9 protein-coding genes and 5 pseudogenes are annotated in these 13262 nt (G+C 68.3%); 7 read left to right on the plus strand and 7 right to left on the minus strand.

The window, feature by feature from the left end:
* Window positions 1–35 precede the first annotated feature (35 nt).
* The 3 genes and pseudogenes from lptF to OJJOAM_RS06375 all read left to right on the plus strand — a co-directional run.
* Entirely contained in the window at window positions 36–1157 is a 1122-nt protein-coding gene (lptF, locus tag OJJOAM_RS06365) for an LPS export ABC transporter permease LptF (protein ID WP_422649250.1), read from the plus strand.
* A pseudogene (gene lptG / locus OJJOAM_RS06370) lies at window positions 1154–2309 on the plus strand (LPS export ABC transporter permease LptG). Before lptF ends, lptG begins: the two are co-directional and overlap by 4 nt.
* 3 nt (window positions 2310–2312) lie before the next feature.
* Window positions 2313–2720: pseudogene (locus tag OJJOAM_RS06375) on the plus strand (sirohydrochlorin chelatase); the annotation flags it as partial.
* 112 nt (window positions 2721–2832) lie between these two features.
* On the opposite strand, the pseudogene tam reads toward OJJOAM_RS06375, so the two are convergent.
* Window positions 2833–3601 (minus strand): annotated as a pseudogene (gene tam, locus OJJOAM_RS06380) (trans-aconitate 2-methyltransferase).
* A 240-nt stretch (window positions 3602–3841) separates the two neighbouring features.
* On the opposite strand from tam, the gene OJJOAM_RS06385 reads away from it, so the two are divergent.
* Entirely contained in the window at window positions 3842–4564 is a 723-nt protein-coding gene (locus OJJOAM_RS06385) for a queuosine precursor transporter (protein ID WP_422649251.1), read from the plus strand.
* Window positions 4565–4709: 145 nt separating this feature from the next.
* Here OJJOAM_RS06385 and OJJOAM_RS06390 read toward each other — a convergent pair whose 3' ends face one another.
* From OJJOAM_RS06390 to tyrS, 4 genes and pseudogenes are all read right to left on the minus strand, one after another.
* Window positions 4710–5387, minus strand: coding sequence for a histidine phosphatase family protein (locus tag OJJOAM_RS06390; RefSeq protein ID WP_422649252.1), 678 nt, complete (start codon window positions 5385–5387; stop codon window positions 4710–4712).
* Between the two features lie 60 nt (window positions 5388–5447).
* The gene (locus OJJOAM_RS06395) at window positions 5448–6110 is read right to left on the minus strand and encodes a YbhB/YbcL family Raf kinase inhibitor-like protein (RefSeq protein WP_422649253.1); all 663 of its coding nucleotides are present in this window, start codon (window positions 6108–6110) and stop codon (window positions 5448–5450) included.
* Window positions 6111–6126: 16 nt separating this feature from the next.
* Entirely contained in the window at window positions 6127–6633 is a 507-nt protein-coding gene (dtd, locus tag OJJOAM_RS06400; RefSeq protein WP_422649254.1) for a D-aminoacyl-tRNA deacylase, read from the minus strand.
* Between the two features lie 10 nt (window positions 6634–6643).
* Window positions 6644–7887, minus strand: a pseudogene (gene tyrS / locus OJJOAM_RS06405) (tyrosine--tRNA ligase).
* Between the two features lie 214 nt (window positions 7888–8101).
* Between tyrS and OJJOAM_RS06410 the strand changes: the two are divergent.
* Both OJJOAM_RS06410 and OJJOAM_RS06415 read left to right on the plus strand, forming a co-directional pair.
* The gene (locus tag OJJOAM_RS06410; RefSeq protein ID WP_422649255.1) at window positions 8102–9478 is read left to right on the plus strand and encodes a M23 family metallopeptidase; all 1377 of its coding nucleotides are present in this window, start codon (window positions 8102–8104) and stop codon (window positions 9476–9478) included.
* Window positions 9479–9509: 31 nt separating this feature from the next.
* Entirely contained in the window at window positions 9510–10631 is a 1122-nt protein-coding gene (locus OJJOAM_RS06415) for an anhydro-N-acetylmuramic acid kinase (protein WP_422649256.1), read from the plus strand.
* Between the two features lie 187 nt (window positions 10632–10818).
* On the opposite strand, the pseudogene OJJOAM_RS06420 reads toward OJJOAM_RS06415, so the two are convergent.
* A pseudogene (locus OJJOAM_RS06420) lies at window positions 10819–11697 on the minus strand (LysR substrate-binding domain-containing protein); the annotation flags it as partial.
* Window positions 11698–11889: 192 nt separating this feature from the next.
* Here OJJOAM_RS06420 and OJJOAM_RS06425 point away from each other — a divergent pair.
* Complete coding sequence (locus OJJOAM_RS06425; protein WP_149317669.1) at window positions 11890–12687, plus strand: phytanoyl-CoA dioxygenase family protein; 798 nt, start codon at window positions 11890–11892, stop codon at window positions 12685–12687.
* A 157-nt stretch (window positions 12688–12844) separates the two neighbouring features.
* Here the strand turns inward: OJJOAM_RS06425 and erpA are convergent, their stop codons facing one another.
* Window positions 12845–13213: an iron-sulfur cluster insertion protein ErpA gene (erpA, locus tag OJJOAM_RS06430; protein WP_149317668.1), complete on the minus strand. Its 369-nt coding sequence runs from the start codon at window positions 13211–13213 to the stop codon at window positions 12845–12847.
* Window positions 13214–13262 lie beyond the last annotated feature (49 nt).

Below are 13262 nucleotides of genomic sequence, written 5' to 3' on the forward strand. Positions count from 1 at the left end.
CGCCGCGCTGGCCGGCAGCCCGGAACCGACATCGCATGATTTTTCAACAAGCCCTGCGACGCGAGCTCGCCTACACCGCCGGCGCGGTGTTCCTGGTCATGCTGACCTTCATGCTGACCTCGCTCGTGATCCGTATTCTCGGCATGGCCGCCACCGGCCGTGCCAGCCCCAACGACGTGCTGATGCTGATCGGCCTGGCCGCCCTCGGCTACCTGGCGATCCTGCTGTGCGCGACGTTGTTCATCTCCACGCTGATCGTGCTGACGCGCTGGTACAAGGACTCCGAGATGGTGGTCTGGTTCTCGGCCGGCCTGTCCCTGCGCGACTTCATCAAGCCCGTGCTGCAGTTCGCGGCGCCCTTCGTGTTGCTGGCGCTGTTCCTGGGCGCCTTCGCCTGGCCCTGGGCCAACCAGCAGAGCGCGCTGTTCCGCGACCGCTTCCAGCAGCGCGGCGTGCTGTCGATGATTGCCGCCGGCCGCTTCATCGAGCCGGCCAACGGCAACTACGTGCTGTTCATCGAGAGCATCGACGGCGATATGCGCCATGCGCGCAATGTCTTCGTGGCCAATGCCGAGGCCGGCAAGGTCGGCGTGGCGCTGGCCCATCAGGGCCAGTTCGAAACCATGCCCAACGGCGACCGGCTGGTGGTGATGGAGGATGGCCGCCGCTACGCCGGCACCCCGGGCAAGCTGGACTACCGCATCGTCGAATTCGACCGCTATGCGGTCAAGGTCGACAGCAAGCCGCCCGAAAGCGACGCCAACCTGCCGGTCAAGAGCCGCGACACCATCGAGCTGCTGCGCAATCCGACCAATGAGAACCTGGGCGAGCTGATCTGGCGGCTGTCGCTGCCGATCCTGGCCTTCAACTTCGTGCTGATCGCGATCCCGCTGGCCTATGTCAACCCGCGGCTGGGCCGCTATACGCCGCTGGTGTTCGCCGTGCTGATCTACCTGACCTACAGCAACCTGATCAACCTGTCGCAGGCCTGGGTCCGCTCCGGCTCGCTGCCGTTCGGGCTCGCCTGGTGGCCGTTCCACCTGCTCGCCTTCCTCGGCGCGGTGATGCTGTTCCGCTACCGCCAGCGCTACAGCCTCGGCGGCTGGCGCGCGGTGTTCGGGCTGCGCCGCCGCACCCCGCAGGGAGACCCGGCATGAGGGTGCTGCACGTCTACGAGCGCTACTTCGGCCGGCTGATCTACGGCGTCTTCGCGTTCATCCTGTTCGCGGTGCTGGCGCTGTTCGTGTTCTTCGACATGCTCAACGAGCTGGAGAACGTGACGGCCGGCTACACCTCGCTGGTCGCCTTCTTCCACGTCGTGCTGCAGGCGCCGACGCGGATCTACGAGGTGCTGCCGATCGCGGCGCTGATCAGCGCGATCTATGTGTTCTCGCAGCTGGCCAGCCAATCGGAATACACGATCTTCCGGGTGGCCGGCCTCAATACGCGGCAGGCGCTGTTCTCGCTGTTCAAGCTGGCGATTCCCCTGGCGATCGCGACGTTCCTGTTCGGCGAGTTCATCGGGCCGAAGACCGAGCAATACGCGCAGAAGGTCAAGCTCGATTCGCTGGGGGGCGACGGTGTCGTCGGGCTTCCGCTCGGGCGTCTGGGTCAAGGACCGCGGCAAGGATCCGGCCACCGGCGGCGAGCTGACCCGCTTCGTCAACGTGGCGGGCCTGAAGCCGGACCAGACCATCAATGGCGTGACGATCTACGAATTCGACGGCGACTATCGCCTCAGCGTGATCCGCGTCGCCGAGGAAGGGCGCTACCGCGGCGACCAGTCGTGGCAGCTGTCCAAGGTCACGGAAACCCGCTTCGCCGAAGCGCCGCCGCCGGCCGGCGCGCAGCGCGACGGGCTGGCGCCGGCATTCCGGGCCGAGCGCAAGAGCTTTCCCGACATGACGATGCACTCGGAGCTGACGCCGCAGATCCTCTCGGTGCTGCTGGTGACGCCCGAGCGCATGTCGACGCTGGACCTGTTCCGCTATATCCGCCATCTGCGCGACAACAAGCAGGACACACAGCGCTACGAGATCGCGTTCTGGAAGAAGGCGGTCTATCCGCTGACGCTGTTCGTGATGATGGCGCTGGCACTGCCGTTCGCCTATCTGCACGCACGCGCCGGTGCGGTCGGCATCAAGGTGTTCGGCGGCATCATGCTGGGCCTGTCCTTCCACCTGTCGAACACGCTGTTCTCGCACGTGGGCCTGCTGCACACCTGGCCGCCGATCGTTTCCGCGCTGCTGCCCGGCACGCTGTACCTGCTGGTCGCGCTGACGGCGCTGCGCTGGGTCGACCGGCATTGAGCGATGGCATCGCGCGCCGACCTGACCAGCGACAAGCCGGCCCGCCAGGCGCTGGTGCTGTTCGCCCACGGCGCGCGCGATGCGCGCTGGCGCGAGCCGTTCGACAGGCTGCATGCGCGGCTGACCGCGATGCTGCCCGACTGCGCTGTCCGGCTGGCCTTTCTTGAACTGATGACGCCGGACCTGCCGGACACCCTGACGCAGCTGGCCGCGCAGCAGATCGACGACATCCTGGTGGTGCCGGTGTTTTTCGGCCAGGGCGGCCATCTGCGCCGCGACCTGCCGGCGCTGCTCGACGATTGCCGCGCGCGGCTGCCCGGCATCCGGATCCGCAGCGCGGCGGCGGTCGGCGAGGCCGACAGCGTGCTCGACGCGATCGCCGCCTATTGCGCGGCTGCGCTCGCCGGCTCGGCGGGCGACGCCTCCGCCGACGATCCGGCCGACGATCCCGCCAACGACTCCACCAACGATCCGGCCGACGACTCCACCAACGGCTCCGCCGGCAAGCCCTGACGCCGCGGCATCATCGCGTCGCCACGATGAACAGCCGCGGAAACGGCAGCAGCACCACCCCATCGACCTGCGCCGGATAGGCTTGCGCGATCGCGGCCGTGTAGCGCGCCAGGAAGGCCTCCCGCTGCCCGGCGTCCAGCGGCTCCAGGAAAGGCCGCAGCCCCGTTCCCCTTCAGCCATTCGACCACGGCCGGCGCGCCCGCCAGCGTGTGGTGATACGTCGTGCGCCAGATGTCGACGCGCGCGCAATGCGGCCGCAGCAGTTCGTAGTACCAGCTCGCCGGCGGCAGCGTGGTACGCGCGGCCGCGGCCTGCGACAAGGCCTGCGCCCACGGCCCGTCGGCCGCGACCTCGCGCATCAGCCGATGGGTCGGCTGATCGAGGTTGTCGGGCATCTGCACCGCCAGGCTGCCGCCGGGCGCAAGGCGCTGCGCCAGCGACGGAAACAGCCCGGCATGGTCAGGCACCCATTGCAGCGCGGCGTTGGCGAGCACCAGATCGTACGGCCCCGGATCGCGCCAGGCGCTGATATCGCCGAGCTCGAACTGGAACTGCGGCAGCCGCTTGCGGGCGGCGTCGATCATGTCCTGCGAGCTGTCGAGGCCGACGATCCGCGCGTCGGGATAGCGCGCGGCCAGTGCCTCGGTCGAATTGCCGGGGCCGCAGCCCAGGTCGATGGCGCTGCGGACGGTTTGCGTCGGCACGGCGGCGATCAGCTCGCGCGCCGGGCGCGTTCTCTCGTCTTCGAATTGCAGGTATTGATTGGAGGACCAGGTCATGGCGGTGGGCTCCGTGTTGCTGGGCGGTCGAGGAATGCCGCAACGATACACCTGAGGCCTCGCGTTCGCATGCGGCGCCAGCTGGCACGGCGGCACCGGCCAGAGCCCCAGAGACCCAAGGCCCCAGACCCCATAGATCCAGATGCCCAAGGGCCCCTGAGCCCCCAGGGGCCTCCAACCCCCCGCCAACCCGCTCTCCCCGCTGCTGGCATAATCGCCAGCAAAAAACCAGGGAACACCATGACCACAACCCGCGCCGCGCCGCGCACCGGCCGCGTTTACCGCTACTACGATCTGGTGATGGTGGCCTTCGTCACCGTGCTGTTGTGCTCGAACCTGATCGGCGCGGCCAAGGCGGCGCATGTCACGCTGCCCTGGATCGGCCCGGTGACCTTCGGCGCCGGCGTGCTGTTCTTCCCGGTCTCGTACATCTTCGGCGACGTGCTGACCGAGGTCTACGGCTATGGCCGCGACCGGCGCGTGGTGTGGGCCGGCTTCGCGGCGCTGGCCTTCGCGACCTTCATGAGCCTGGTGGTGCTGTCGATGCCGGTGGCGCCGTTCATGGCCGATTATCAGAAGAGCCTGGAGGACGTGTTCGGCAATACCTGGCGCATCGCGCTGGGCTCGCTGATCGCCTTCTGCTGCGGCAGCTTCACCAACAGCTACGTGCTGGCCAAGATGAAGCTGTGGACGCGCGGCCGCTGGCTGTGGACGCGCACGATCGGCTCGACGCTGGCCGGCGAGCTGGTCGACTCGTCGCTGTTCTACGTGATCGCGTTCTACGGCATCTGGCCGCTGGAGAAGGTGGTGCAGGTGGCGGTCGCGCAGTACGTGCTGAAGACCGGCTGGGAGGTCGTGATGACGCCGGTCACCTATCGGGTGGTGGCGTTCCTGAAGCGCGCCGAGGACGAGGACTGGTACGACCGCGACACCGACTTCACGCCGTTCCGGCTGCGGGTATAGCGTGGGGGGATCACGCTCCGCAATAGCGCCGCGGCACAGCGCTGGAAGTTGCGCTCCTGAATAGCGCCGGGGAATAACGCCGGGGGAATAACGCCGCGGAACAGCGCCGGAGGATAGCGCCGACCGGAATCGGCGCTGCCGAAAGTCACGGCACGCGCCGATCGACCTCGTCCAGCGTGAGCGTAGCCAGGTGGCTGACGTCGGCCCATTGCGCCACGGTCAGCCGATGGCTGTCGCTGCGCAGGCGATTGACGCTGGCATTGAGCAGTTCGTGCTCGCGCGGCGCTTCCAGCGTCATGCCGGTGGCCTCGCGATACAGGCAATCCAGCACGCCGCCATGCGCGACCAGCGCGATGCGCTCGCCCGGATGGCGGCGCACCAGCGCCAGCACCACCTCGACGGCGCGCTCGTGGAAGTCCCGCAGCGACTCGCCCTGCGGCGGCGCGTAGTCCGGCACGCGCGCCTGCCAGCGGGCGAAGTCCTCCGGCCGCTGCTGCGCGACCTCGGCATAGGTCATGCCCTCGAGCGTGCCGTAGCAGCGCTCGCGCAGGCGCGGCTCGGACTGGACCGGCACGCCCAGCGCCTCGGACAGCGGCGCCGCGGTCTGCATCGCGCGCGACAGGTCGCTCGAATAGATCGCGTCGACCGGTTCGCCCGCCAGCGAGCCGGCCAGCGCGCGAGCCTGCGCGTGGCCGGTGTCGTTCAGCGGGATATCGAGCTGCCCCTGCAGCCGCCGTTCGCGGTTCCAGGCCGTTTCGCCGTGTCGGATCACGATCAGATGGGTGATGGCCAGCAGCGACTGCGGCCCGGGCGTGAACGTCATGCCGTTTCCTTCGCGCGCGCCGGGTGCGCGCTGATTCTTGATGTTGGTGCTGCTGCGGCGTCAGCCGGCCGGCTGCTGCGCCGCCAGTTTCGGGTTCAGGGTATAGGTGCCGGTCAGGCTGGCCTGGTCGAGCACGTGGCCTTCGATCGCCTCGCGCACCTGGGCGCCGGTGAAACGGCCTTCGAGCGGCAGCCGGTCCAGATCCAGCGCATAGATCGTGAACACGTAGTGGTGCACGATCGCGTCGTTCCACGGGGGACACGGGCCGTCGTAGCCGTAGTAGTCGCCCGCCATGTCCTTGTCGCCGGCGAACCAGCCGGTGTAGTCGTTGACGCCGTGGCGCAGGCCGCCCGCGGCAGCGGTGCCGCCGGTCGCCTCCGGACCGGGCTTGCCGCGCGCGATCACGCCGTCGCTGTGCGAGCCGGCCGAAATCGTCGTCAGCCCCGGCGGGATGTCGACCAGCACCCAGTGGAAAAAGTCCACGCGCGGCAGGCTCGCCGGCACTTCGCGGCCTTCCTGGTTGACGTCGTCGCCGCGGCTGGGCACGTCGCGGTCGTGGCAGATCAGCACGAACGAACGCGTGCCGGACGGCGCGCCTTCCCAGTGCAGGTCCGGGTTGCGGTTGCCGGACAGCGTGATGTGGTTGGCGGCATCCGGCACGGCAAAGGCGAACTCGCCGGGAATCGGCGCCATGTCGGCAAAGGCGTTGCTCCAGAGTCTCATGCTTGTCTCCTTGCGCTCAAGGGTTGGCCGCGCGGGGCGGCGTGGATGACGGGGACGGCGGCGACGGTGGCGGCACCCGCAGCCAGAACGTGACCGGGCCGTCGTTGACCAGGCTGACCTGCATCATCGCGCCGAACTCCCCGGTCTGCACCTCGGGATGGGCGGCGCGCGCGCGGGCGACGAAATGCTCGTACAGGCGGCGGCCGTCCTCGGGCGAGGCCGCCGGCGTGAAGCTGGGCCGCGTGCCGCTGTTGGTATCGGCCGCCAGCGTGAACTGCGACACCACCAGCAGGCCGCCGGGCGTGCCCTGGCCGTCGATGTCGCGCACCGGCAGGTTCATCTTGCCGGCGGCATCCGAGAACACGCGATAGCCGAGCAGCTTGGCCAGCAGGCGCTCGGCCTCGGCCTCGGTGTCGCCGCGTTCGGCGCAGACCAGCGCCAGCAGGCCGGCACCGATCTCGCCGGTGACCCGGCCATCGACCGTCACGCTGGCTCGCGCCACGCGCTGGATCAACGCGATCATCGGGGCCGCCTCAGGACAGCGTCACGCGCGCGAAACGGCGCTTGCCGACCTGGACCACATAGGTGCCGGCCTCGACCTTCAGCGCCTTGTCGCTGATCTGGGTGCCATCGATGCGCACGCCGCCCTGCTCGATATTGCGGTTGGCCTCGGACGACGACGGCACCAGGTTGGCCTGCTTGAGCAGCTGCGCGATGCCGATCGGCGCGCCGGACAGGCTGACTTCGGGGGATGTCGTCGGGCACGCCGCCGCGGGCGCGGTGGTTGAAGTCCTCCAGCGCCTTGCCGGCATCGGCCGCGCTGTGGAAGCGCGTGACGATCTCCTGCGCCAGCATCACCTTGCAGTCGCGCGGGTTGCGGCCGAGCGCCACTTCCTGCTTCATCAGGTCGATCTCGGACATCGGGCGGAACGACAGCAATTCGTAGTAGCGCCACATCAGGTCGTCCGAGATACTCATCAGCTTGCCGAACATCTCGCTGGGCGGCTCGGTCACGCCGACGTAGTTGCCCTTGGACTTGGACATCTTCTCGACGCCGTCCAGGCCGACCAGCAGCGGCATGGTCAGGATGCACTGCGGCTCCTGGCCGTATTCCTTCTGCAGCTCGCGGCCGACCAGCAGATTGAACTTCTGGTCGGTACCGCCGAGCTCCAGATCGGACTTCAATGCAACCGAGTCGTAGCCCTGCATCAGCGGGTAAAGGAACTCATGGACCGAAATCGGAATCCCAGACCGGTAGCGCTTGGTGAAGTCGTCGCGCTCCATCATGCGGGCGACGGTGTACTTGGCGGCGAGCTGGATCATGCCGCGCGCGCCCAACGGGTCGCACCACTCGCTGTTGTAGCGGATCTCGGTCCTGGACGGGTCGAGCACCAGGCTGGCCTGGCGGTAGTAGGTCTGCGCGTTGGCTTCGATCTGTTCGCGCGTCAGCGGCGGCCGGGTGCTGTTGCGGCCGGACGGATCGCCGATGGTCGAGGTGAAGTCGCCGATCAGGAAGATCACGTGATGGCCGAGGTCCTGCAGCTGGCGCATCTTGTTGAGCACGACCGTGTGGCCGATGTGGATGTCCGGCGCGGTCGGATCCAGGCCCAGCTTGATCCGCAACGGCACGCCGGTCGCTTCGCTACGCGCCAGCTTCTGCAGCCATTCGGATTCGATCAGCAGTTCGTCGCAGCCGCGCTTGGACACTTCCAGCGCGTGCATCACGGACGGTGTCAGGGGGATAGGAGGTCGCGGCGCCGGAGGATACGTCGGTCATGACTTAAGTCGTTGAAATACATGAACATTCGGGCGGACACCGGGGAAGTTTTTGGTATAATCCGCCGATTCGGCCGGCCGGGAGCCATCCCGTAGGCCAACCGCCATTGTAGGCGGCAAACGAAAGACAGCCCGCGCCGCACCTCGGGGGAGGAAGGCAGACACGCACAGATCGTCGCGGCAGCGGAGCCCGAACCAAGGCAGAATTTTACGTGATGTGGTCCAGACTCCGCGAAGTTTTCGCGCGTGAGCTCGTGGTGCTCGTCGATCCGACCCATGCGCTGCATGCGCGCCGCCGCAAGCAATTGACGGCATCGGTCGCGACCGTCTTTACGCTCGGCATGGCCGCCGCCATGGGCGTCGCACCGCGCACCGCCTACGACGATCCCGACGCGCCCCGCGTGGTCCAGGGCATGCGCCTGCCCGACCTGCGCGACCAGCTCGAGCGCCTGACCGATACCAGCGCCACCTTCGTACGCCAGGAGCGCATGCAGCGCGGCGACACCATCGCCACGCTGCTCAAGCGGCTCGGCGTGGACGACCCCGACGCGCAGGCCTTCATCCACAAGAACCCGACCGCGCGCGGCCTGTTCAAGCTCGAACCGGGCCAGATCGTGCAGGCGGAAGTCGACCAGAGCAATCTGCTGGTCTCACTGCAGGCCAACATGGGCGGCGACGTCTCGATCTCGCGCCAGCTGGTGATCGAGCGCGCCGGCGACCTGGCCGATCCGGACTACAAGGCCCGCATCGAGGTCGTCAAGAACGAGCTGCACTACGAGATGGGCTCGGGCACGATCGGCACGGGCGGCTTCTTCAAGGCGATGGACGCGGCCAACGTGCCGGACGAAGTGGTCGACCAGATGATCTCGATCTTCTCGGGCGTGATCGACTTCCACCACGACATCGTCAAGGGCGACCGCTTCCGCATCGTCTACGAATCGGGCTATCGCGACGGCGCCTTCGTGCGCAACGGCCGCGTGGTCGCGATCGAACTGATCAACCGCAACCAGCTGCACCAGGCGCTGTGGTACGCGCCGGACGGCAAGAACGGCGCCTACTACACATTCGACGGACGCAGCATGAAGCGGCCGTTCCTGCGTTCGCCGGTCGAGTTCTCGCGGATGTCGTCGGGCTTCGGCGGCCGCGATCACCCGCTGCACCACCAGTGGCAGCAGCACAAGGGCGTGGACTTCGCCGCGCCGACGGGCACCAAGGTGTTCGCCACCGGCGACGGCGAAGTCGATTTCGTCGGCCAGCAGAACGGCTACGGCAATATCGTGGTGATCAAGCACCATAACGGCTACTCGACCTACTACGCGCATCTGTCGCGCTTTGCCGGCGTCCAGCAAGGGCAGCGCGTGATGCAGGGGCAGCTGATCGGCTACGTCGGCTCGACCGGCTGGGCCACCGGCCCGCACCTGCACTACGAGTTCCGCCACAACGATGTGCCGCAGAACCCGCTGACGATCACGCTGATGGAATCGCCGGCGCTGACCGGACGCGCGCGCCAGCAGTTCCTGAGCTACACCAGCGACATGCTGAGCCGGATCAACGCGCTGCGCACCTACAACGTCGCCTCCAACGGCAACTGACGCGGCACCGAGCGCACCGCCCCACGCCGCGATGTCCGCCACGCGCCCCGAACTCCTGATCGGCCTGATGTCCGGCACCAGCATGGACGGGGCCGACGGCGTGCTGGTGGACTTCGCCGGGGCGCAGCCCCGGGTCCTCGCGGCCAGCCACCAACCCTTCCCCGACGACCTGCGCGCCGCCTTCGGCGCGCTGCAACAGCCGGGCGACGACGAGATCCATCGCGAGGCGCTGGCCGCCAATGCGCTGGCGCGCGTCTATGCCGAGTGCGTGGCGGCGCTGTTGCGCGAGGCCGCCGTGCAGGCCGACGCCGTGGCGGCGATCGGCGCGCATGGCCAGACCATCCGCCATCGTCCCGGCCGCTACGACGGCATCGGCTATACGCGCCAGAGCCAGCATCCGGCGCTGCTCGCCGAGCTGACCGGGATCGACGTCATTGCCGATTTCCGCAGCCGCGATATCGCCGCGGGCGGACAGGGCGCGCCGCTGGTGCCGGCCGTGCACCAAGCGCTGTTCGGCCTGGCCGGCGAGACCCGCGTGGTCTGCAATATCGGCGGCATCTCCAATATCAGCGTGCTGCCGGGCGACGGCGGGCCGGTGATCGGCTTCGACTGCGGCCCGGGCAATGCGCTGCTGGACCACTGGATCGCGCGCCATCGCGGCCAGCCCTTCGACGCCAACGGCGACTGGGCGGCCGGCGGCCGCATCGACGAAGCGCTGCTGGCGCGGCTGCTCGACGAGCCCTATTTCAAGCAAACCCCGCCGAAGAGCACCGGCCGCGACCTGTTCCATCCGGCCTGGCTGGACGCGCAACTGCAGGACGCCGAACGCGACCCGCAGCACGTGCAGGCCACGCTGGCGGCGTTGACCGCCGAAGCGATCGCCCGGGATATCCGCCGCCATGCGCCGGACGCGCGGCGCCTGATCGTCTGCGGCGGCGGCGCCCGCAACGGCTTCGTGATGGCGCGCCTGGCGGCCGCCCTGCCCGGCGTCACCGTGCAGACTTCGGACGATTTCGGCGTGCCGGTCCTGCAGGTCGAGGCGCTCGCCTTTGCCTGGCTGGCGCGCCAATGCCTGCGCCGCGCGCCGGGCAACATGCCGACCGTGACCGGCGCCGCCGGTCCGCGCGTACTGGGCGCGATTTACCCGCGCTGATCGCGCCGGCGACGCGGCGGTCCCGGCCTCGCGCTTCTCGCGTGCCGTGGATTGGCGGACTGGCGGATTGGCGGATTGGCGGATTGGCGGACCGGCGGACCGGCGGACCGGCGGACCTGCGGACCGGTCTCAGCGGGCCGCGCCGGCCTGCCCCCTCCTCGTGCAACGCCACGGCACCCCGTTCCTGCTCGACCCATCGAATGAAGGCCTCCGCCACCGGCGAGGGCCGGATCGATTCCGCCCGCGCCAGCACCACGCGCTGCGGCGTCACGGTCTCGCGCAATGGGCGGCAGGCGATCGGCGTGCCGTCGTAGCTGCGATCGCCGGCCGGCCGCGTGCACGACAGCGCCACGCCATAGCCGTGCGCGACGAGGCCGCGCTGCATCTCGAAGGTCTGCGTGTACTGATGCAGTTGCGGGTACAGGCCGTGGGCCCAGAACAGGGACAGGAAGTACTCGCGCGTCTGCGCAATGTCCTCGAGGATCAGCCGCTCGCCGGCGAGCTCGACCAGGCTGACGTCCGCTTGCGCGGCCAGCGGATGCTCGGCCGGCAGCAGCGCGTAGGGCGCCAGCTCGGCAAGACGCCAGCGCAGCACGCGATGATCGAAGCCGAGGTCGTAGGTCAGCGCAAGCTCCGCCTTGCCGGCGTGCAGCGTGCGCGCGACCGTGGCCAGGTCCGCCTCGAACAGCGTCACGGCGACGCCCGGATGGCGGGCGCGAAATCCGGCCAGCAGCGCCGGCACATGGTAGGGACCGAGATCCTGGAAGCAGACCAGCGACAGCTGGCCGCTCAGCGTCGCCGCCTCGCCCTCGTCCGCGCCGATGCCCGCCGCCAGCGCGAGGATGTCGCGGGCGCGCTCCAGCAGCCTTTGGCCCGCCGGCGTCAGCGCCAGGCCGCGGCTGACCTGCCGGCGAAACAGTGGCGTGCCGAGGATCTGTTCCAGCTGGCCGATCGCCAGCGACACCGATGGCTGGGAAACGTGGCGCACCCGCGCCGCGCCGCTGATGCTGCCCTGCTCGGCGACGGCGACAAAGTACTCGAGCTGGCGGAAGGAGAAGGCGATCATCGTGGGCGTGGCGGGCTGGGCCTAGGGGCTCGGGATCCGGAACACGGTACGGTCCCGGGGGTTGGGGTCGAGATAGGGGTCGCGGCCGCTCTATAGAGCTTGGCTATATTGAAGCATAGAGAATATATGCTTTTCCTATTCAGAAGGGCCCTCGATACTGTCGTGGCAGACCGATATCACTCAGGGGGAGCCATGGAAATCAGCGCCACGCAGATCGAGACCTACCAGCGCGACGGCGCGCTGGTCCTACGGGGGGCCTTCAGCGGCTGGGTCGAGCGGTTGCGCGAAGGGTTTGAGCAGAACCTGGCGGCGCCGGGGCCGTTTGCCATCGAGAACGTGCGCAGCGGCGAGAGCGGCCGCTTCTTCGAGGACTACTGCAACTGGCAGCGCATTCCCGCCTTCGCGGCCTTCATGCGGGAATCGCCAGCCGCCGCGATCGCGGGACAGCTGATGCGCTCGCAAGCAGCCCAGGTCTTCCACGAGCACATCCTGGTCAAGGAACCCGGTACGGCGAAGCCGACGCCCTGGCATCAGGACCTGCCCTATTACTGCGTCGACGGCTGCCAGACCGCCAGCTACTGGATCCCGCTGGACCCCGTCACCACCGCGAACACGCTGCGCGTGGTGCTCGGCTCGCATCGCTGGCCCAGGCTAGTGCGGCCCAAGCGCTGGGCCAGCAACGACAACTTCTATGCCGGCGACGACGCCTTCATGGAGATGCCCGACGTCGAGGACGGTTCGCACCGGATCCTGACGCCGGAGCTGGAGCCGGGCGACGCGGTGGTGTTCGATTTCCGCACCGTCCATGGCGCCGCCGGCAATACCGGCACCGGACGCCGGCGCGCGTTTTCGGCGCGCTTTCTCGGCGACGATGTGCGCTACATCGCCCGCCCGGGCCGCACCTCGCCGCCCTTCCCGGGCATCGGGCTCGCCGACGGAGAGCGCATGCGCGAGGACTGGTTTCCGGTGGTCTGGCGGGCGACGCAGTAAGACCCGCAGCCGCCGCCGGAAATTGGGGGGTAACAGCAGGGGCTGACAGGAGGGGGCAACCGAAGCGGCAACAGACCGAGCAACCGATGGAGCAATAAAGAGGGGCAAAAAAAGCGCACCGGCCGGTGCGCTTTTTCTTTGCCGAGGCGGACTGGCGTCAGACCGAGAACGACGAGCCGCAACCGCAGGTGGTCGTGGCGTTCGGGTTCTTGATCACGAACTGGGCGCCGTTGATGTCTTCCTTGTAGTCGATCTCCGCGCCGACCAGATACTGGTAGCTCATCGAGTCGATCAACAGGGTGACGCCGTTCTTGACCATCGTGGTGTCGTCCTCGTTCACTTCCTCGTCGAACGTGAAGCCGTACTGGAAGCCGGAACAACCGCCGCCCTGCACGAAGACGCGCAGTTTCAGATCGGCATTGCCCTCTTCCTCGATCAACTGCTTGACCTTGTCGGCGGCGCTGTCGGTAAAGACGAACGGGGCCGGCACGTCCTCGGTAACGGGTGCCTCTGCGACTGCGTTCATGGGGTTCTCCTATTTAGATACGCCGGTATTCTAAGCGCACTGGAAAGAT

Source organism: Cupriavidus sp. H18C1 (assembly GCF_049311595.1).
Classification (GTDB): Bacteria; Pseudomonadota; Gammaproteobacteria; order Burkholderiales; family Burkholderiaceae; genus Cupriavidus; species Cupriavidus cauae.